Annotated in this window: 21 protein-coding genes; 19 read left to right on the top strand and 2 right to left on the bottom strand. The window is 44.2% G+C overall.

Features of this window, described 5'->3' with window-relative positions:
* Positions 1-2: 2 nt before the first annotated feature.
* Positions 3-194, top strand: a complete 192-nt coding sequence (locus tag OCU49_RS09755; protein ID WP_261844790.1) for a CPXCG motif-containing cysteine-rich protein — start codon at positions 3-5, stop codon at positions 192-194.
* A gap of 143 nt (positions 195-337) precedes the next feature.
* Complete coding sequence (locus OCU49_RS09760; protein WP_261844791.1) at positions 338-1,522, top strand: BaiN/RdsA family NAD(P)/FAD-dependent oxidoreductase; 1,185 nt, start codon at positions 338-340, stop codon at positions 1,520-1,522.
* Positions 1,523-1,702: 180 nt separating this feature from the next.
* On the opposite strand, the gene OCU49_RS09765 is transcribed toward OCU49_RS09760, so the two are convergent.
* Complete coding sequence (locus OCU49_RS09765) at positions 1,703-2,353, bottom strand: class I SAM-dependent methyltransferase (RefSeq protein ID WP_261844397.1); 651 nt, start codon at positions 2,351-2,353, stop codon at positions 1,703-1,705.
* A gap of 140 nt (positions 2,354-2,493) precedes the next feature.
* Between OCU49_RS09765 and OCU49_RS09770 the strand changes: the two genes are divergently transcribed.
* The 7 genes from OCU49_RS09770 (at position 2,494) to OCU49_RS09800 (ending at position 7,736) form a co-directional block, all read left to right on the top strand.
* Positions 2,494-3,393, top strand: coding sequence for a LysR family transcriptional regulator (locus OCU49_RS09770; protein ID WP_261844398.1), 900 nt, complete (start codon positions 2,494-2,496; stop codon positions 3,391-3,393).
* A gap of 179 nt (positions 3,394-3,572) precedes the next feature.
* On the top strand, positions 3,573-3,950 hold the full coding sequence (locus OCU49_RS09775) for a hypothetical protein (protein ID WP_261844792.1): 378 nt from the start codon (positions 3,573-3,575) through the stop codon (positions 3,948-3,950).
* 523 nt (positions 3,951-4,473) lie between these two features.
* Positions 4,474-4,977, top strand: coding sequence for a hypothetical protein (locus tag OCU49_RS09780; protein ID WP_261844793.1), 504 nt, complete (start codon positions 4,474-4,476; stop codon positions 4,975-4,977).
* Positions 4,978-5,058: 81 nt separating this feature from the next.
* Positions 5,059-5,508, top strand: coding sequence for a hypothetical protein (locus OCU49_RS09785; protein ID WP_261844794.1), 450 nt, complete (start codon positions 5,059-5,061; stop codon positions 5,506-5,508).
* A 102-nt stretch (positions 5,509-5,610) separates the two neighbouring features.
* Positions 5,611-6,192, top strand: coding sequence for a hypothetical protein (locus tag OCU49_RS09790; RefSeq protein ID WP_261844795.1), 582 nt, complete (start codon positions 5,611-5,613; stop codon positions 6,190-6,192).
* Positions 6,193-6,304: 112 nt separating this feature from the next.
* Entirely contained in the window at positions 6,305-6,850 is a 546-nt protein-coding gene (locus tag OCU49_RS09795) for a hypothetical protein (protein ID WP_261844796.1), read from the top strand.
* A complete protein-coding gene (locus tag OCU49_RS09800; protein WP_261844797.1) occupies positions 6,822-7,736 on the top strand; it encodes a hypothetical protein in 915 nt (304 codons plus the stop codon). The genes OCU49_RS09795 and OCU49_RS09800 overlap by 29 nt, the downstream gene beginning before the upstream one ends.
* Positions 7,737-8,048: 312 nt before the next feature.
* On the opposite strand, the gene OCU49_RS09805 is transcribed toward OCU49_RS09800, so the two are convergent.
* Positions 8,049-8,981: a hydrogen peroxide-inducible genes activator gene (locus OCU49_RS09805; protein WP_261844798.1), complete on the bottom strand. Its 933-nt coding sequence runs from the start codon at positions 8,979-8,981 to the stop codon at positions 8,049-8,051.
* 326 nt (positions 8,982-9,307) lie between these two features.
* Between OCU49_RS09805 and OCU49_RS09810 the strand changes: the two genes are divergently transcribed.
* From OCU49_RS09810 to OCU49_RS09855, 10 genes are all read left to right on the top strand, one after another.
* Positions 9,308-9,784, top strand: coding sequence for a Na+/H+ antiporter subunit E (locus OCU49_RS09810; protein ID WP_261844799.1), 477 nt, complete (start codon positions 9,308-9,310; stop codon positions 9,782-9,784).
* Complete coding sequence (locus tag OCU49_RS09815) at positions 9,781-10,047, top strand: MrpF/PhaF family protein (protein WP_261844800.1); 267 nt, start codon at positions 9,781-9,783, stop codon at positions 10,045-10,047. Before OCU49_RS09810 ends, OCU49_RS09815 begins: the two co-directional genes overlap by 4 nt.
* A gap of 23 nt (positions 10,048-10,070) precedes the next feature.
* Positions 10,071-10,403: a monovalent cation/H(+) antiporter subunit G gene (mnhG, locus tag OCU49_RS09820; protein ID WP_261844801.1), complete on the top strand. Its 333-nt coding sequence runs from the start codon at positions 10,071-10,073 to the stop codon at positions 10,401-10,403.
* Complete coding sequence (locus OCU49_RS09825) at positions 10,403-11,380, top strand: DUF4040 domain-containing protein (RefSeq protein ID WP_261844802.1); 978 nt, start codon at positions 10,403-10,405, stop codon at positions 11,378-11,380. Before mnhG ends, OCU49_RS09825 begins: the two co-directional genes overlap by 1 nt.
* On the top strand, positions 11,377-11,733 hold the full coding sequence (locus tag OCU49_RS09830) for a cation:proton antiporter subunit C (RefSeq protein ID WP_261844803.1): 357 nt from the start codon (positions 11,377-11,379) through the stop codon (positions 11,731-11,733). Before OCU49_RS09825 ends, OCU49_RS09830 begins: the two co-directional genes overlap by 4 nt.
* Entirely contained in the window at positions 11,733-13,283 is a 1,551-nt protein-coding gene (locus tag OCU49_RS09835) for a monovalent cation/H+ antiporter subunit D family protein (protein ID WP_261844804.1), read from the top strand. The genes OCU49_RS09830 and OCU49_RS09835 overlap by 1 nt, the downstream gene beginning before the upstream one ends.
* The gene (locus OCU49_RS09840) at positions 13,280-14,827 is read left to right on the top strand and encodes a monovalent cation/H+ antiporter subunit D family protein (RefSeq protein WP_261844805.1); all 1,548 of its coding nucleotides are present in this window, start codon (positions 13,280-13,282) and stop codon (positions 14,825-14,827) included. Before OCU49_RS09835 ends, OCU49_RS09840 begins: the two co-directional genes overlap by 4 nt.
* Positions 14,828-15,082: a hypothetical protein gene (locus OCU49_RS09845; RefSeq protein WP_261844806.1), complete on the top strand. Its 255-nt coding sequence runs from the start codon at positions 14,828-14,830 to the stop codon at positions 15,080-15,082. It abuts the gene before it with no gap.
* Positions 15,075-16,790, top strand: coding sequence for a Na(+)/H(+) antiporter subunit D (locus tag OCU49_RS09850; protein WP_261844807.1), 1,716 nt, complete (start codon positions 15,075-15,077; stop codon positions 16,788-16,790). Before OCU49_RS09845 ends, OCU49_RS09850 begins: the two co-directional genes overlap by 8 nt.
* A 672-nt stretch (positions 16,791-17,462) precedes the next feature.
* Complete coding sequence (locus OCU49_RS09855; RefSeq protein WP_261844808.1) at positions 17,463-19,397, top strand: FAD-dependent monooxygenase; 1,935 nt, start codon at positions 17,463-17,465, stop codon at positions 19,395-19,397.
* Positions 19,398-19,596: the final 199 nt, after the last annotated feature.

Raw genomic sequence — 19,596 nt, forward strand, 5'->3', positions numbered from 1 at the left:
TCATGCAGTGCCTTGAAGAGCGGCGTGTTGAATGTCCTTATTGCGGAGCAGGTTTTACCTGCCTGTTAGATTGCAGTGCGGGTAATCAGCAATACACCGAAGACTGCCAGGTATGCTGCCAGCCAATCGTATTTGACCTTCAAATTACAGAAGGCAGTGCTGAGGTGCAGTTGAGACGTGAAGACGACGCCTGAAGCTGAGCCCTTATAGAGAGTTCTTAAACAGAGCCCTTATAGATAGCCATTAAACAGAGCTCTTAAACAAGATAAGAACGGTTCTGTAATATTTGATATCTGTGTAAACTACGCGCCTTTCAAAATTGCAGAGATAACAGACAGTGGAAAGCCGCGACGTAGTAATTATTGGTGCCGGTGCCTCCGGATTAATGACGGCAGCAACTGCCGGATACCGTGGCAGAGATGTACTGCTGCTGGAGCACACTAAAAAAGTTGGCCGTAAAATACTTATGTCTGGTGGTGGTCGCTGTAACTTTACCAATATCCACAATGGCCCTGATAACTTTCTTTCTTCGAATGCACATTTCTCCAAATCGGCTTTAAGCCGTTACAAAGCTGCAGACTTTATAGAGCTGGTTGAACGGCATGGAGTGGAATTTCATGAGAAAACTCTGGGGCAGCTGTTCTGTAATGAATCCAGTAAAGAGATGTTGCAGCTTTTGCTGACCGAGTGCGACTGGTCAGGCACTGAGATCCGTACTGAAACCACAGTGAATAAAGTGGAAGCGCTGTCAGATGGTGCTGGCTACCGTCTGGAAACGACATCTGGTGAAGTAAGTTGTCAGTCGCTGGTTATTGCGACTGGGGGGCTGTCTATTCCGAACGGTGGGGCGACTTCTTTCGCTTATGATCTTGCCCGCCAATATGGCATGGAAGTAACAGAATTGCAGGCCGCGCTGGTACCGTTCACTCTCCAGCCTAAAGATCTCGAACACTTCAAGCCTCTGTCAGGTGTATCACATCCGGTCACTGCGAGCATTGGCAAAGTCAGCTTCCGCGAAAGCATGCTATTTACGCACAGAGGCATCAGTGGTCCGGCAATTTTACAGATTTCATCTTACTGGCAGCCGGGAACAGAAGTTAGTATTGACCTGTTCCCAGAGCTGGATCTGACAGACTGGCTAATCCAGGCTAAAGAAAAGCACGGTAAAGCAGATATTGTGAATCAGCTGGCACAGCTGATGAGTAAACGCATGTCACAGACCTTTTGTGAGCTGTGGGCTATCAGTGGTCCGATGAATCAATTCGATAACAAGAAGCTGGCAGCTATCGCTGATCAGTTCCATAACTGGACTATTAAACCCAGTGGCACAGAAGGTTACCGTACTGCTGAGGTCACGCTAGGGGGTATTGTTACTGATGAAGTGTCTTCTAAAACTTTCGAAGCTAAGAAAGCGCCGGGTATGTACTTCGTAGGTGAATGCCTGGATGTGACCGGCCATCTGGGTGGGCATAATTTTCAATGGGCCTGGGCCTGTGGTTTTGCGGCAGGGCAGTTTGTTTAAGTGTGTCAGGGTATTTAAAAGTTAGACAAATGGGGTATTGTCTAACTTTTAATATTAGGTAAGTCTGCTTTGTGCCAAAAGCGGACACTTTCATTGATTGAAACTGATGGTTCTTCATGCACCCTAAAGCTATCGTACATAGATAGGCCATTCATCCATTAGGCGTGATTGTATTGGATATTATTGTGCCTGAAGTATCTTCTTAGCCACAACAAAATAACTAGACGCACCCTCATATACTTCTTCGGTCTTGAGCTTTTGAAACCCCCCATTCTCCAGTAATTTGTCTACATCAGACCTTCTGTATCTTCTTATAGAAATGGGGATAATTCCGACTCTAGATAATATGCTTACTAATAACATCTGCATGCTTACTAGAAGAGACTTTCTATCTTTCAAGCAAGGAGTTGCAGTAATGAATACCCCATCATTTTTCAATAAATCATGAATTCTTGAAATGACATTCTGAGGACTGTTTACGGTATGAAGCATATTGAAGGCTAGTATCACATCAAATGATTCTTTCTTATACCTGTTATCAAATATGGTCGATTGCTCGAAATCTACATTCTCAACATTATTTTCAGCCGCTTTATTTTTTGCTATCTCAATCATCTCAGATGATATATCGAGTGCATGAACCTCTTTTACCAGATTAGAAAGTTCACAGGATGCTGTACCTGTCCCACACCCATAATCTAATACGATATCGTTGATTTTAAGGTAGTTTTTAGTGCTTTCTCTGGTTTTATCATGAATGTATTCAAAGCGCTCTTCTGACTTATCGTAGTTCTTTGAAGCCTTATCCCAGAATTCTTTCGCTTTATTCATAACTTGCACCGACTATAGGTTCTTGAGCTTTAGCGAGGTATGTAGAGGTCGAAACTCATTGACTTTTGAACTCATGTTATCCGTATTTTATCAATGCTATTATGAATAGATACGGACGATTTTGAATAACAGGTATTCATATGGGAATAGATTGGAAGGCTGTAGATTTTGATTGGAACCGAGCCAGAGCTTTTCTTGCCACAGCGGAACTAGGCTCTCTCTCAGCAGCAGCCAAGGCTTTAAATTGTTCTCAGCCCACCTTGAGTAGGCAGGTAAATGCGCTAGAAAGAGAGTTAAAAGTAGTCTTATTCGAACGTGTCGGTAAAGGTTTAGAGCTAACACCCAGCGGAGTTGAGTTACTGGAGTGTGTAAGAAACATGGGTAATGCTGCCTCTCATTTCTCAATCGTGGCCTCAGGGAAATCAGAATCATTAGAAGGATCTGTGTGTATTAGCGCATCAGAAATCATGGCTGTTTATGATTTACCTCCAATAATTTCAAAGCTAAGAAAGATTGAACCCAAAATCACTATTGAAGTAATTGCATCTAATACGAGCAGTGATTTAAAGAGAAGAGAAGCAGATATTGCTTTGAGAGCCTATCGTCCTACTCAGCCTGACTTGATTGCCAAAAAAATCAGAGACGATGATTTTTTTCTTTATGCCGCGACAAGTTATCTGGAGACTAATGGAAACCCTACAGTGATAGATGACTTAAATAGTGCGGACTTTATAGGAATACCTGAAACTCAGAAGGTTATCTCGATATTAAATCAACGAGGCCTTGATCTTACATCAGATAACTTTCCTGTTATTACGGGAAACCATACCGTTTATTGGGAGCTAGTTAAGCAAGGAGCGGGTATCGGTTTTATTCAAGAGAAATTAGGTAAAACAGAAAGCAGGGTTGAGAAAGTGTTACCTGCATTAGGAGCATTCTCTAGTGAGCTTTGGCTTGTTACTCACCGTGAACTCAGGACTAACAGGAGAATTCGGCGAGTATTTGACTTCCTTGATGATGAATTAGCGCAGAATAAATAGTCAGGTACGCTATATATGATGCATCCTTAAATGTCCGCTTTGTGTCGTTTGGAGTCTAACGACAAGGTAGCTTCTGATGACTGCTTTTGGTACGGAGCAGTCTAGACAGCTCTGTGTCGGAGGCTGACTTTGAAATATGGAATAGCATTTTTAACGTTTAAATATTACTAGGAATTCAAATGAAAGGAATCAAACTCATAAGTTTAGTGTTTTTATGTTCCTCACTTTCAAGTTTTGTAACTTGGCATTATGTTCAAAGCTCGAATGACGCAGGATATGACTTGATCGGCTTAATGTGCAACTCTTCAACTGTTTCTCTGAACACCAAAGTTCTGAGTTTAGAAAGTGATGATGAATTGCGTTGTCACTTAGCGAAACATACTTCGTGGATGGTGGAAGATCTTGAGGCTGCTGAGATACCTGATAAGTATATTATCGCTGGGCCAGGACTTCCTCGGATGACTAGGTCATTCTTAAGTGAGTCTGTAGGTGAATATAATTCTACCCAGCTCAAAAAATATGCTTCTGAGTGTGAAGTAAAAGAGAAGCTCTTTTGATAAATTATGTTTCGGATACCAGTAATTGTGCTTATTAGTTGCAACGATCCACTGAACTCACAGTCGTTTAGAGTCTAAGTAAACGCAACTATAGATGACTGCTTTTGGCACAAAGCAGAAGTTGGATAAGACTAAATCCACATGACTGTTTTGTGCCAGAAGCAGACATAAACGGCGACTTTTCTTCGTGGGTCGACAGCAGCCTAATTATGGATATTCGTACAGTATATTTGGTGACTTGCAAAATGATGGCTCGTTTTGACAGATAGGTAGGCTCGAAAACCTGTTGGAAATATATACAAAATATTGCATTATCAATGAATTAGCAGATTAGTTGCTTGGGATACTGTGCCAAGCATCCCAGAAATATACGCTGGCACGTTTTCATGGAAGAGAATGAATGACACTTTCTTATTTTTCCTTACTCTTCATATGTTTATCTATCTTTAATAGATATATCTAAAACGACAAACCAAGCCAGCTCAGTATTAAAATGATAGTCGCCTCTAGACATCGAGTTCATGTGTTTAAAAAAGTAGTATTACCAGTCTTTATCGTTATGCTTATATTGGTTACGCCAGTTCTGATGAGAGTGCCGCTGATATTTCACTCAGCCGAGATGGCGTATGCTGATTTTCAGGATACAACGGATCAGGCTGAAGACATGTTAATGGACCCTTTGATTCTCGCTGGAGATAAAGTCGTGCCTTTAGTTCTAAAAGAAGTTCAGTCTCCCGACATGAAGCTAAGAAGATATGCAATTCATTTCTTGGGCAACGGTCGTTATTCCGAAGTATTACCAGTATTAGAATCGATTTTGGCCAATGATAGCGAGCTCGATTATTTTCGAGCCGACGCGCTTGCTAGCATTTTCAATATTGATCGAGACTTGGGGCTTACGTTGGCCGGAGAATATTCTACTCAGCCTGGTTTCCTTGGTCGGCAAGCATCTGAAATTACTACGGGCACTAATAAATGGTGGGTTCAGCGTTCCTTCTGGGAGGCCTTGCGCAATGTTCACCACTAAGCAACTAACAAGCAAAGGCAGCATCGCCCTACGGGCTGGACGCGCTAACGCGCGCCGCTGCTTTGGGCGTTAGAGGTACGTATGAATATTAATGAAGCCCTAGAGTGGGTAAAGAGAATAGAAAATCTGCCTGATATCTATAGTGCTATTGAAGATGCTGTAATCGCAGTTGTTAATAGTTATTATTCAGAGATTATTGAAGTTGAAAAATTAGAAGCTAAAATAATTTCTAAAAAAGAATACGAAGAACGAAGCCTTGATATTCACATGGCTACGAAGAGAAAAGTTCATAGTAAATATTGGTCAAACTCTGCAGGTTTTTATCAGCCATGTTCTGCTAGCAGCCATCCAAATCATGTTTGGGAAGCCCTAAGTGATATTGAAGTTTATCAAAACGGAGACGATGATAATCAACTATTTATATTTAGGGGAAAATATAAAGACCCTAGCCATGGTGTTGTGACAATGAGGGTTTATATTTTAAAAAGAGTTGGGAATGAGCTCAAAATTGAGCATGAATTTTATGGGTAAACCTCTAACAAGTTTAGGCACAGCGAATTGTCTCCGCTACTTCGTAGCTACGCCAATCGCGTGCTAAAAGCGTTATGTTTGTAGTTAAATTTGGTGCATTCAATGAATGATGTGAAATACTTGAAAATCATGGATAAAGATAAGGAAATTGGCAGAATTCCTGATTCAGGTGATCCTGTAGAAAATGCTAAGAGGTATACTCAGTTTTTAAAAGATAAAAACTTGTATGTTGAATTCAGTCAATCAACACTAATGTTTAAACAAGCTAGAGCTTTTGCAACAATAGCTAGGGATATACATTCAAAAAGTCTACTCAAACCTCCCTTTAGCCAAGAAGCCTTGTCACCATTTGTTGTTAATTCAGCTTTTGCATGTGAAATGTATTTAAAAACACTCCAAAACATCTATGGCAAAGCCGAAGAAATTCATAGCTTAAGCTCTCTGTTTAAACACTTGCCAAATAAACTCAAAGACAAAATCAATAAATTAACCAAAGAGAAGAGTGTTGAGTTTAAAATTCAAAGTAAAACACTTTTTAAAGACCATATAAAAACCATTTCCAATGCTTTTGTTGATTGGCGATATATTTATGAACAAGAGAGCGCAACGGTAAATATAAACGTAATATTATTAATATTAACTGTACTGGATACACTTGCATGTAGTGAAGTAAAACCAACATAACAAGCTGTTAAAGCGGGACAATTTACAGTTGGCTGGTTCCGCTCCGCTTCACATTTTAGCCAACTACAATTTGCCCCTTAACAGGGCGTTATGTTTTTTTGAGAGAGATTGAATGAGTAGAGAATTTCTAAATCAGATTGATCCTATAAGGAAGACTAGACTGCTTTCTATTTCTAAGAATTCTAGGGATCATTTACAGATAGACAATTCCCCTCCAACTAAATCTGCAGGGCTATATTGGATTTATACCAGTTATAATGATGATGAATTAAAGGCGAGTACTAGTTCAGATGATAAAGGCGCGATTGATATCTGCTCTATGATGAGCCTTCATGAGGGCTTACCAAAGATCTGTTCAATTAACCAACAATCAAAAGATAAGAAAAAGTTTCGATTGGTGTATAACGGAATTGCAGGAAAGTCATTAGGTATTCGTGGACGCATTCATCAACATTTTAATGGTGGCAAGGGAACTGGCTGCTTATCTATATGCAAATCGTCGTTAAATAATCTAGACAACTGGCGTGTCTCATACCTTGTTCTAGAACACGATGATAGAAATTTAATAGATATAGACGCCAGCTATGAATTGCATGCTAAAAATTTAGAGCGTATTTGGAGGTTAGAGAATGGCTGGCCTCTACTATGCAAAACATAACAAGCGCGTTCAATCTGACCTCCGGCAGTTGACGCGGGCGTTAGCTTATAGTCAAACAATGAAGAAATTATCAAAAAAGAAAGAAGTTCGAGATAACATAAAGAAAATCGACAGATCACAAAGCAGTGATTTGAAGAAACAGTATCTCTTTGAACTAATCAATAGTATCCCCCATATAGCGAGAGTTGTTACAACTGATCAGTATGTATATCGGGCAAATAAGGTTGAAGAGAAACCGAGTGACGTTTCTAGAATAAGTTACCCACCGAAGGAAATAGTCAAGATCCCTCAAGGTCGGTGCAATTATAACGGTAATTCAGTATTTTATTGCTCTGTTGATCCTTCTGCAGCTTTATTTGAAATAAATCCAAGAGAAGGTGATTTGATTGCTCTATCCAAATGGAAAGTAGAGCAAAGGGTATCTGCAAAAATCATTGGATATACGAAAGCTGAATTAAATAGTGAATTCAATGGGGTTGGAGAAAAATCGATTTCAACATCAGATATTGGTCTCTACGATTATATAAATAAATATTTTGATAGTTGGTTTCGATCCCCAACAGAACACTTCTACGAATTAACATCAATTGTTTCTGAAAAGCTACTAAACGATGGTTCATTAGAGCCTGGTCCAGGAGGGAATCAAATTGAGCCAGTTCACGATAATATAGCAATATTGTACCCCTCAATAGCATGGGATAAATCTGATTCTAAATCTAACAAGCCTGCTCACAATATTGTTTTTTCACAAAAGGCAATTGATGATGGGGTTGTTTCAGCTGTAGAAATTGTTTTTGGTGATATTGGTAGAGTAGAAAAAGGTTCTGTCACTTTCAACAATACAATAAAAACAACCGATATATCAGATTCACAGATTAATTGGTAAAACGAAGCTAACAAAAAAATCCATGCGACCGCATTCAGCGGCGCATGATTTGGGCGTTAATGTCCGCTTCTGGCACAAAGAAGACGTCATTCCTCTTTATTGCTTGTGTATTAATTGTTCAGATGGAACGCTTTATCAAGGTTTTTATCTTCTCGGCCGTTGAAACAGACTGGGTCAGGTCTTGTTTTTTGCTAACTTAATAAATAAAGCAAAAAGAAAGACCTGATGCGATTAGCCTTACCGCATCGCCGATGTCTCCCTGAGCGGTATCGTCACGTATGAAGTGTTTCGAAAACCTTTGAAGTTCTATGCTCAAAAACTTAGTTTGGCATCAGATAGATTGGTTTTCACTAATGAGCGTATAAGTTCTGCTAATTGTCTGTAAAAGCCTCGATTTGGTGAGTTCTGCCGCCAGGCCAGTACATGGGTGCGGTGCAGGTTCAGGTCTTCAATATCCCTGACGATCAACCCTTGAGGCTGGTGAATTTCAGAATAAATATAAAGTGAGGGTAAGAAAGTTAATCCCATCTGCATGATCACCATCTGTCGCAGGGCATCCAGACTGCTTCCTTCGTAGTCCCTGGCGATAGTAGCACCCAGGTCGGAACAGAGAACTTCCATCTGCTGATAACTACTGTACTGTCTTTCCAGTGTAAGTATATTCTGACCTTTCAGATTATTGGATCTGACTCTTTCCAGCTTAGCCAGTGGATGATCTTCTGGTGCTATCAGTTTTAGTGGTTCATCAAACAATATTTCTGTCGTCAGACGAGGGTTGTTAAATGGTCTTGGAATCAGTACCAGGTCCAGTCGTCCCTCAAGCAGGTCAAGCTCTAATGCTTTAGGTGTGTGTTCCCTTACAAAAAGTTTAAGGGATTCATAGGTGTAATGTAATCCCGGTAAGATATGTGGCAGCAGGTAGGGGCCGACGGTGGGTGATACTCCCATACGGAAGGTTCCCCCAGGCCCATGGTTCATCATCGCTGCCTGATCAAGAAGACCATTCATTTCCTCAAGAACCTGACGGGCGTTAGCCAGTATATCCCTGCCTGCCGGGGTTAGAGTAGCCCCGCTGCGGCTACGTTCAACCAGGGTCAGATTTAAGGTTTTTTCCAGGTTATAGATCTGAGCTGACAGCGTTGGCTGACTGATTTTGAGCTGCTCTGCTGCGCCACGGAAAGTGGTGGATTCGGCCAGGCGTACAAAGTATTCCAACTGTTTTATGGTAGGTGTTTTCAGGGCCATATTGGTAACTTCTCAGGAGTATAAATTTCATATTGATAGGATTATCCTATCAATAAAATTAAATAATCTCTATTGAGCTATCACTCGTTGAATCGCAATATTAGGTCATATAGTTGTTCTGGAATAACGAATAAGCCGCACTGGATTGAAAGATTAAAGGCTTATTGAAGTTTCAGAGAGCGTTTTTGCGAAGAATAAAAGTCTGTTTTGTTGGTTGTCACTCATAGTGGACTACCATCAAGAAGGGGAGCTGAAGGCCTTTAAGGTCGGTTACCTTTGCTGAACAAAACAAGAAACACATCGGGAATAAATTGGAGCGATATTACATGCATATCGTTAAGTGGGCGGCAGTACTTTCAATATTCTGGTTGTTGCTTTCCGGATTCATCGAGCCGTTATTACTGAGTTTCGGTGCCATATCAGTGGTTGTTGTTGTCTTTGTACTGAAGCGAATGGATGAGGTCGAAAATGAGTCCAGTCAGATCGGTACAAGCCTTCGGCTGATTCGCTATATTCCCTGGCTGATCGGGCAAATTATCAGTTCCAGCATCCACGTAACGAAGCTAATTTGGGGTTCACCGGACAAAGTGTCGCCAGCTATAGCAACAATAAGCGCAAACAGAGTTCCGCCAAGTAGCCGTGTCCTTTATGCAAACTCAATTACACTGACTCCCGGTACCTTAAGTGTGGATCTGGAAGAGGGTGAGATAACTGTACATGCATTGCACAAGTCGTCTATTGATGAGTTGAAAGAAGGTGCAATGGAAAAGAAGATTGCAGGCATCTGGGGCGAAAGCAAATGACAGGTATTCTGGCAGCAGTATGTATTGCGATTCTGGTCGTCATGGCGATTGCCCTGGCCAGAGCATTTAAAGCACCTACGGTTTATGACCGTATCCTTGGGGTCAATATGTTCGGCACCAAGACCGTTTTATTTATCGCGGTTATAGGATTTTTGATGGGACGACCGGACTTTCTGGACATTGCCATTGTATATGCGCTGATAAATTTTATTGGGATGGTCGCGGTACTTCGTTTCTTCGAATATACCTCACCAATTGAATAACAACTGAGTATAAGTGGTAAGCCATGCTTTTCCTGGACATTGTCAGTAGCATACTGCTTCTCGCAGGGATATTTTTTGGATTGAGCGGTGCTGTCGGGCTGTTCAAATTTCCTGACTTTTTCACTCGGGTACACGCAGCCAGTGTCACCGATTCTATCGCCGCTATCTTAATTATTGGCGGTTTACTGTTACAAACTTCATTCGATCTGAATACGGCCAAGCTAGTGTTTATTTTGCTGTTTTTAATGTTGACCAGCCCCACAGCCTCCCATGCACTGGCAAAAGCTGCCCGTCATGGCGGATTGCTTACTCTGGCAGAAACCCGTCCGAAAGATAAACAGGAGCATACTCAGTAATGGCAGAGTTTATTGATCTGGTGCTGCTGGCAATGCTTGCACTGACCGCCTTGCGGATCATTTTCCTAAAAGACCTGTTTGCCGTTGTAATGTTGTTCGGTATCTACAGTTTCCTGTCCGCTTTGATTTTTGTGAATCTCGATGCAGTTGACGTTGCCTTTACTGAAGCTTCAGTGGGGGCTGGTATATCGACAGTTCTGATGCTCGGTACGCTGGCGCTGACTGGCAGAAAAGAGAAAAAGAGCACGCATTCTAAGCTATTGCCGCTGTTTGTTGTTCTGGTTACAGGCGCGGCGTTAATTTATGGCACCCTCGATATGCCTCCTTTCGGAGATCCGAATAACCCGGTGCATCAGCATGTCGCACCACGTTATATAGAAGAGTCACCGAAAGAGGTTGGCTTACCTAATATGGTTACGTCGGTGTTAGCGAGTTATCGCGGCTTCGATACGCTGGGGGAAACGGTCGTAGTGTTCGCTGCGTTGATAGGCGTTTTCTCTCTGCTGGGAGTAAGACGTAAGCAGAAAAAAGACCATGAATCGGGCCTTGAATCACACACAGTGCTGCACGTGGTTGCCAAAGTCATTATTCCCCTGGTGATTCTTTTTGCCTTATACGTCCAGTTCCATGGCGATTTCGGCCCTGGCGGAGGTTTCCAGGCAGGCGTAATTGCGGCAGCTGCTTTCATTTTGTATGCCCTGGTTTTCGGGCTGCCTAAAGCGTTTGCCGTAGTCGGGCCAAAATTCTTACAGTGGATGGCTGCTTTTGGCGTGCTGCTCTATGCCAGTGTCGGTTTGTACAGCATGTATAAGGGCGGGAATTTCCTTGATTACAACCAACTCGCCGCAGACCCGATAGCCGGTCAGCACTATGGCATCATCATTATTGAGCTGGGGGTGGGTTTTACCGTGTTTGCGGTCATGCTGAATATTTTCTATGCCTTTGGCAGTCAGGCTGAGAGGTCAAACGTCCAGTGAACTTTATTCTCGATTATTACAACTACTGGATCGTCGTATTTCTGATGATGGCCGGTTTTTACATTGTTATTTCAGCGAACAATCTGGTTAAGAAAATTGTTGGCCTGAATGTTTTTCAGACCTCTGTCTTCATGCTCTATATCTCCATGGGTAAAGTCAGCGGAGGTACTGCTCCTATCGTGGTTGAAGGGGTTACTGAATATTCTAATCCTCTGCCTCACGTTCTTATTCTTACCGCCATTGTTGTGGGTGTTGCCACAACGGCGGTGGGTCTTGCACTGGTTGTCCGGATTAAACGCGCTTATGGCACTGTTGAAGAGAATGAATTTGATAATAAGGATGATGCGATCTGATGCTTGAACAACATTTGCCTGCGCTTCCTATAATACTGCCCCTGATCGCAGCACCTATTGCACTTCTTCTGGGCCGGTCAATACTTTCCTGGGGCTTTGCCACCCTGGTCAGTGGTCTGGCATTTATATTCTCCTGGCAATTGCTGGCAGCAGCCTTATCTGATGGTGTGCTCAGCTATGCCGTTGGCGGTTGGGCGCCGCCCTGGGGAATCGAGTTACGGGTTGATGTTGCTAATGCCTTTGTCTTATTAGCAGTAACAGCTATCTCTACTCTGGTGCTGGTATATTCAAAAGACAGCATAGAGAAAGAGGTGAAAGCTGCAAATCACTCGCTTTTTTATACCGCACACTTGCTATGCCTTGCAGGTCTTTCAGGCATTCTGATAACCGGCGATGCGTTTAACCTCTTTGTATTCCTGGAAGTCTCTTCACTGGCGACCTATGCCTTAGTGAGTTTGGCTTCGGACCGGCGTTGTCTGACAGCAGCATTCCGTTATCTGGTGATGGGTACTATCGGTGCGACCTTTATCCTGATCGGTGTTGGCATGCTCTACATGAAAACCGGCACCCTGAACATGATGGATTTGGCGGTCAGAATAGACGCATACGACAGTAGTCGTACGATTAATACCGGGCTCGCGTTTATTATGGTGGGTGTCAGTATCAAGCTTGCACTGTTCCCGTTACATATGTGGTTGCCGCCGGCATATACCCATGCCCCTTCGGCAGTGTCAGCATTTCTGTCCAGTACTGCTACGAAAGTGGCGGTCTACGTCATGATCCGCTTTATCTTCACTGTTTTCGGCATTGAGCATGTTTTTGTTGATATGGGGATGGGTCTGATCCTGATGGTGCTGGCGGTTGTTGCTATCTTTAAGTGCTCCTATATGGCAACGGTACAAAGTAACGTTAAGACAGTACTTGCCTACAGCAGTGTTGCGCAAATTGGCTATATGATCCTTGGGCTTAGCCTGGTGAGTGTAGCGGGGCTCATGGCCGGTATGATCCATATCTTTAACCACGCGCTGATGAAGGGTGCCCTGTTTATGGCTGTGGGGGCAGTGTTTTATCGCGTTGGTTCTGTCGATATCAAAGCGTTTGCAGGGCTGGGCAGGAAAATGCCTCTGACAATGGCGGCGTTTGCCATCGCTGGGCTGAGTATTATTGGTGTGCCGCTTACCGTTGGTTTTGTTAGCAAATGGTATTTAGTGACAGCAGCGCTGGAGCAGGATAACTGGATTGTAGCAGCGCTGGTATTGCTCGGTTCTCTGTTTGCGGTTGTCTATATTGGCCGGGTTCTTGAAGCGGCTTATTTTCAAAAACTGCCGGAATCACAGGGTTCGAAAAACATCAAAGAAGTTTCCTGGCTGATGCTGGCTCCGATGTGGGTGCTTGTGATTGCCAATATCTATTTCGGCATTGATACGTCCTTGACAACTGAAGCGGCGAATAGCGCTGCAGAGTGGCTTTTCCAAGCTGACAGTATGTCAGTAAGTAAAGCGCTGGAAGGCCAGATGTCAGACACTGTAGTGCAGGAGGTTTCATCATGAATCTCTGGCAGGCATTCGAACCGGCGCAGTTAATTGCGCTATCTATCTGTGTTCCTTTTATTGGTGCGCTACTGGTTGTTGCGACGGGGAAATTACCTAACCTGCGTGAAGCGGTGACGCTGATAACAGCCGTCATATTGTTCAGTATTGTTCTGGCAATTACTGATTACACTTTCAAAGGAACTGCTCTTCAATTAGATGTGGTTGAGATATTTCCGGGGCTTGGTATCAGCTTTAATGTTGAACCTTTAGGCGTGCTGTTTGCTATCGTTGCCAGCTTTCTGTGGATCGTTACCAGCATATATGCCATTGGATATATGCGCGGCCATCATGAAGTAAACCAGACGCGCTTCTTCTGCTGTTTTGCATTGGCAATCAGTTCAGTCATGGGCATCTGTTTTTCAGGTAACCTGCTTACGCTGTTCATTTTCTATGAGGTACTGACGCTTTCAACTTACCCTCTGGTAACTCATGCCGGCAACGATGCGGCGAAGCAGGGTGGGCGGGTCTACCTGGGCATTCTGCTGAGTACCTCAATTGCATTCCTGCTATTCGCGGTGCTGGGTACCTATGTCCTGACCGGAACGCTGGATTTCCGGGCTGGCGGTATTTTTGATGACTCCCATAATAAGGTGGTTCTCAGTGTTCTGCTTGTTCTGTTCTGCTACGGCGTGGGTAAAGCGGCTATTATGCCTTTCCATCGCTGGCTGCCCGCTGCGATGGTTGCACCTACCCCGGTAAGTGCCTTATTGCACGCAGTTGCGGTCGTAAAAGCCGGTGTGTTCAGCATTCTGAAGATTGTTATCTATATCTTTGGTATTGAAGGTCTGAAGGATCTGGCGACAACCGATCTCATGTTGTATATCGGTGCGGCGACCATACTGCTGTCATCCTGTATCGCCATGACCAAGGATAACCTGAAAGCCCGTTTGGCTTACTCAACAGTGAGTCAGCTGAGTTATATCGTGGTCGGTGCATTGCTCGCATCTTCCATCGCCAGTGCTGGTGCTGCCTTGCATATTGCGACTCATGCGGTCGGTAAGATCACGCTGTTCTTCTGTGCCGGTGCCATCATGGTCGCCAGCCATAAGAAAAACATCAGTGATATGGTGGGGCTGGGGCGCAAGATGCCGATTACTTTTGCCGCGTTCGCTATCGGTGCCATCAGTATTATCGGCTTACCACCGATGGCAGGCACCTGGAGTAAATGGTATCTCGCCATTGGTGCGTTAGAGACGGATAAACTCATCATAGTGGCAGTGCTGATGATAAGTTCCCTGCTGAACATTGCTTACCTGTTACCGATTCCGATCAAGGCGTTTTTCAGCAAGCCTGCGGAAGGTGCTCAGCCATGGTCCTGGTCAGAAACTAAGGAAGCGCCGTTACCCATTCTGATTGCGCTGTCGATCACTTCTGTTGGTTGTCTTGCACTGTTTTTCTATCTTCAGCCCCTGGTCGATCTTATTAATCTGATCCCGGGAGTCTCAACCGACATGCCAGCTTCAACGGATACGAGCGTTTCAACGAATATGGGGGAGGGCTAGATGTCTGATAATCATGATTCAGATGGCTGGTTTGATAAGCCGGAAAACGTTAAAAAAATGTTAAGAGTTTTCTATGTTATCTGCGGCCTGTTAGTCCTGGTTGATTTTATGGTGCACCGGCATATTTATCACGACTGGGAGAACATCCCGGCATTTTATGCCATCTATGGTTTTATTGGTTGTGTTGTTCTGGTGCTTATTGCTACAGAGATGCGTAAGTACCTGATGCGTGGGGAAGATTACTACGATGAATAGTGTGATACCGTTTCTTCCTTTGCTGCTAGGTGCTCTGGCGGCAATTGTGCTGCGGGGCTGGCTGCGTAATCTGATAATGATAGTGGCACCGATTCTGGGGGCTATAAACCTGATGGGGATGGACCATGGTGTGTTCTGGTCCCTCGAGTTTATGGGGTATGCTCTGGAGCCGGTAAAAGTAGACAAACTCAGCCTGATGTTTGGTTACCTGTTCCATCTCGCTTCATTGATTGCTGTTATTTATGCGCTGCATGTTAAAGATACAGTGCAGCATGTGTCTGGCCTGGCTTATGCAGCAAGTGCTGTCGGCGCCGTGTTTGCAGGCGACCTGCTTACGCTGTTTATCTTCTGGGAATTGCTGGCGCTGACGTCGGTATTTCTGATCTGGGCCCGTCGGACGGATCGTGCTTACTCTTCTGGCATTCGCTACCTGATCATTCAGATATTGTCTGGCGTCCTGTTGCTCGTAGGCCTGTTGATTTTCGCCCAGGTAAATAACAGTTTGTTGTTCACTCACATCGGCTTGCAACATGAAGGTATAGCCCAGCTAGGGGCCTGGTTAATTTTCTTTGGCTTTGGTATCAAGTGTGCGTTCCCGTTTATGCACAACTGGCTAACGGACTCTTACCCTGAGGCAACCCCAAGCGGTACAATTTTCTTAGCTTCGTTCACAACGAAGGTAGCGGTATACGCCTTTGCCCGTGGCTTTCCGGGTGAGGAAATTCTGGTCTGGATCGGCGTCACAATGGCGTGTTTCCCGATCTTCTTTGCCGTGATTGAGAATGATCTTCGCCGGGTACTTGCTTATAGTCTGATCAACCAGATCGGCTTTATGATAGTGGGTATTGGTATCGGTACTGCTCTCGCTTTAAATGGTGCCGTCGCACACGCCTTTAATGACGTTATCTTTAAAGGCCTGCTGATGATGACCATGGGTGCGGTATTGCACATGACAGGTAAAATCAACGGCTCTGAGCTGGGTGGCTTATATAAAAGTATGCCCAAAACCACGGTGCTCTGTATTGTCGGTGCTGCCTCTATCTCGGCTTTCCCACTGTTCAGCGGTTTCGTATCTAAGTCGATGATTATGGCCGCAGCTGTTTCCGAAGGCTATGATGTGGTCTGGCTGTTGTTGTTGTTTGCTGCTGCAGGTGTATTCCACCACGCAGGCATCAAGATCCCTTACTTTGCATTCTTTGCTCACGATTCAGGTATCCGTACAACAGAACCGCCTAAAAACATGCTTATCGCCATGACGTTGGCAGCAGTAGCCTGTGTTGTTTTAGGTACTTTCCCGGCCCAGACGGTTTATGCCCTGTTACCGTGGGAGCATAACTATCAGCCTTATGATGTTACCCACGTGTTAACTCAGTTGCAGTTGCTGTTTTTCTCAGCACTCGCCTTTGTATGGCTGAACCTGAAGAATATGTATCCGCCTGAGCTACCATCGACCAATCTCGATGCTGACTGGTTCTACCGTAAGCTTGCGCCGGCTGTTGTGAAACGGGTGGCGAGCACAACCTACGGTGCTTATGTCAGCGTTGAAAATTCTGTAATCCTTTCAGTCAAACGAATGGTACAGAATTCATATGATGCAGAGGCAGGCCAGCCAAAGGGCTACTTCGCTAAGCTATGGCCAACTGAAACCATGGTTGTCTGGGTAGCGATATTGCTGGTGGTCTATCTGCTATTTTATTACCTGCACTGATTATCCTGAGTACTGTTCAGTTTCAGATGGCAGTTTTAGATAGTAAAGTGCGGATCGACACTCTTGTGTATTCATGACATCGTGTCCTGAATATTATTGGTGATAAAGCCAATTTCAAGAGACTAAAGCGACTGGAATGCTCTTAAGCCGATTAATTAAGGGCTTTCAGATTGTCTTCATTCTAATTTTGTCTTTAGTGCTAATATGCCCGCCAATTTCTGGGGGGGCTACAGCCTGGCTTTGTCTTCGTTATAACCCCCCAATCATAAGTGGTTTGAAGTAATTAGAACCAGGTTAATTCAGCAGTATTTCTAACTGCGCTCCCCGGTTTATAGGGTTTCGAGAGTAAATTATCTCCGAATGATCCTCTTATTAATTACGCGCCAAGCTGTAATAATTATTCTAAATATGTCTTCGTGAAGTTGTTTGTGACAACTGGTAGAAGTGTGTTGCAAGGATACACTGAGTCCGCAGTGCGAAGCGGACTGTTGGCTTTTCTTTACCGGTCATTTGATGTCGATAACAAGAAAGTCATCGCGATGATAACCCATATACCTTAGCTGTAATTTATCAAAATGTTCTTGCATCGAGTCGTAATATTTGAAATATTGTTAACATGTTAATTAATTATAGATACCTTAACAGTGATCTATAAATTGTGAGGATCGCTGAATGCAATATCATCTGAATGGGTTCAAACCCGGCAATTACCAAGTTCCTGATGAGGCCAGAGAGCCTTATCCCACACCAGCGACTGTGGATCTGCCTGATGAAGTGGATGTTCTGATCATAGGCACCGGTCCTGCGGGTTTGACCATGGCGCGACAGCTGTCTGAGTTTACTGACATTAAAACATGCATTGTTGATATGGCACCTGGTCCTTTGTTATTTGGACGCGCAGATGGTATTTCCTGCCGTACAATGGAGATCATGGAGGCCTTTAATAGCAGTGAAATGGTAGTGAAAGAGACCTATCAGCTGAAACAAAATACATTTTGGGAGCCTGACGAAGCCAACCCTGCAAACATTAAACTCACGCATAAGATTGCTGATGCCCGCGCCGGGTTATCTGAATTTGTACACGGTATTGTTAATCAGGCGCGTCTGCATGAGTTGTTGGTTGATGGTATGGAAAGATCGGTCAGTCACCTTAGTCCTCATTACAGCCGTGAACTGGTTGAGATGAATATTGACGAAAGTCTCGCTCAGGATCTCGATGCTTACCCTGTAACCGCCACTTTCAGGAGAACCGATGACTCGGGAGCAGGAAAGACCGAAACAGTTAAGGCGCGTTATATCGTGGGTTGTGACGGTGCCAGAAGCCGCGTTCGAAAAAGCATGGATATACCTTTAGAAGGTGATTCTGCCAATAAAGCGTGGGGTGTTATGGATATCCTGCTAACAACCGATTTTCCCGATATCCGCGTTAAGAGCTTTATCCAGTCTAAAGATCACGGTGCTGTGATGACTATCCCTCGGGAGGGCGGCTACCTGTGTCGGTTCTATGTAGAGCTGGATCTGCTGGGTAAAGATAAACGTGTAAGGGATGCCAATCTGACCGAGCAAGATCTTATCGCCAAAGCTCAGAAGGTTTTTCACCCTTACACATTGGATGTGAAAGAAGTAGCCTGGTGGTCCGTCTATGAGGTAGGCCAACGCATTGCTGAGCGTTTTGATAATCGCCCCGCAGGTAGCCCAGATAATATTATTCCCCGTGGATTTGTCGCTGGTGACGCCTGTCATACGCACAGTCCCAAAGGCGGCTGGGGGTTGAATACCTCATTGCCTGATACCTTCAATCTGGGCTGGAAACTGGCCGCTGTACTTCAGGGCAGAAGCGATCCCAAGTTGTTGAGTACCTACGGAACAGAGAGACGTAAAGTGGCACAGCAGTTGATTGACGCTGACCGTGAGTTGTCCAAACTGGTTGCTACCCGACCAACTGCAGGCGATGACTCTGAGAAGGCACAAGTCGACACAGCTAAGATCGAAGCCTTCATGAAACGCCAAAGCGGTTTTGTCTCCGGGACTTCCATCGAGTACTTCCCGTCATACATTTCCACTGGGCAGGAAAACCAAAACTTAGCCACTGGTTTTAAAATTGGTCAACGTTTCCACTCGGCTGAAGCCACTCGCGTAGCGGATGGCAGAAGCCAGCATTTGGGGCATCTTGTAAAGGCTGATGGTCGCTGGCGCATTTTCATATTTGGTGGCACTCAACTCCCTACTGATCCTGCGTCAGATGTATATCAATTCATTGATTTCTTAGCTAACGATGTATCTTCACCCGTGCATAAATACACGCCGAAGGATGCAGATGTTGATTCAGTCTTTGATACCTATGCTGTATTCCAGCAACGGGATTTGTCGATGCATGATCTGCATGACTATTTGTGGCCGGCAAAAGGAAAGTATGGGTTGCGGGACTACGAAAAAGTGTTTCACGCTGAAGAAGGCAATGATATTTATGATCTGCGCGGTATTGACCGATCCGCTGGCTGTCTGGTGATTGTAAGACCTGATCAGCATATCGCCAGTATCTTACCTGTTACGGCACACGATGAACTAAAACAGTTCTTTGAAGTTTTTATGATTGAGCAGAAGTAACAGCCTCATTGCATGAATAAATGCACCATAAGTCCGCCGAATCACTTGGCGGGCTTATTATCCCTTCCCTGTAGAAATTTCAGTCTAGTGCTAAAAGATTGATTTCAGGCCCCGTAATACGAGGCTTGTAATATTGTCTTCGTTTTAACTTCATTATTAGTGCTAAAATGCCCGCCGAAATATTGGGGCTACAGCCTGG

The sequence above is a fragment of the Aliamphritea ceti genome, assembly GCF_024347215.1.
GTDB classification, from domain to species: Bacteria; Pseudomonadota; Gammaproteobacteria; order Pseudomonadales; family Balneatricaceae; genus Amphritea; species Amphritea ceti.

Excerpts from the sequence above, each read along its gene's own strand:
- OCU49_RS09755 (WP_261844790.1), top strand. The coding sequence starts at position 3 with ATGCAGTGCCTTGAAGAGCGGCGTGTTGAATGTCCTTATTGCGGAGCA.
- OCU49_RS09765 (WP_261844397.1), bottom strand. The coding sequence starts at position 2,353 with ATGAATAAAGCGAAAGAATTCTGGGATAAGGCTTCAAAGAACTACGAT.
- OCU49_RS09770 (WP_261844398.1), top strand. The coding sequence starts at position 2,494 with ATGGGAATAGATTGGAAGGCTGTAGATTTTGATTGGAACCGAGCCAGA.
- OCU49_RS09775 (WP_261844792.1), top strand. The coding sequence starts at position 3,573 with ATGAAAGGAATCAAACTCATAAGTTTAGTGTTTTTATGTTCCTCACTT.
- OCU49_RS09785 (WP_261844794.1), top strand. The coding sequence starts at position 5,059 with ATGAATATTAATGAAGCCCTAGAGTGGGTAAAGAGAATAGAAAATCTG.
- OCU49_RS09790 (WP_261844795.1), top strand. The coding sequence starts at position 5,611 with ATGAATGATGTGAAATACTTGAAAATCATGGATAAAGATAAGGAAATT.
- OCU49_RS09795 (WP_261844796.1), top strand. The coding sequence starts at position 6,305 with ATGAGTAGAGAATTTCTAAATCAGATTGATCCTATAAGGAAGACTAGA.
- OCU49_RS09800 (WP_261844797.1), top strand. The coding sequence starts at position 6,822 with ATGGCTGGCCTCTACTATGCAAAACATAACAAGCGCGTTCAATCTGAC.
- OCU49_RS09805 (WP_261844798.1), bottom strand. The coding sequence starts at position 8,981 with ATGGCCCTGAAAACACCTACCATAAAACAGTTGGAATACTTTGTACGC.
- OCU49_RS09810 (WP_261844799.1), top strand. The coding sequence starts at position 9,308 with ATGCATATCGTTAAGTGGGCGGCAGTACTTTCAATATTCTGGTTGTTG.
- OCU49_RS09815 (WP_261844800.1), top strand. The coding sequence starts at position 9,781 with ATGACAGGTATTCTGGCAGCAGTATGTATTGCGATTCTGGTCGTCATG.
- mnhG (WP_261844801.1), top strand. The coding sequence starts at position 10,071 with ATGCTTTTCCTGGACATTGTCAGTAGCATACTGCTTCTCGCAGGGATA.
- OCU49_RS09825 (WP_261844802.1), top strand. The coding sequence starts at position 10,403 with ATGGCAGAGTTTATTGATCTGGTGCTGCTGGCAATGCTTGCACTGACC.
- OCU49_RS09835 (WP_261844804.1), top strand. The coding sequence starts at position 11,733 with ATGCTTGAACAACATTTGCCTGCGCTTCCTATAATACTGCCCCTGATC.
- OCU49_RS09840 (WP_261844805.1), top strand. The coding sequence starts at position 13,280 with ATGAATCTCTGGCAGGCATTCGAACCGGCGCAGTTAATTGCGCTATCT.
- OCU49_RS09845 (WP_261844806.1), top strand. The coding sequence starts at position 14,828 with ATGTCTGATAATCATGATTCAGATGGCTGGTTTGATAAGCCGGAAAAC.
- OCU49_RS09850 (WP_261844807.1), top strand. The coding sequence starts at position 15,075 with ATGAATAGTGTGATACCGTTTCTTCCTTTGCTGCTAGGTGCTCTGGCG.
- OCU49_RS09855 (WP_261844808.1), top strand. The coding sequence starts at position 17,463 with ATGCAATATCATCTGAATGGGTTCAAACCCGGCAATTACCAAGTTCCT.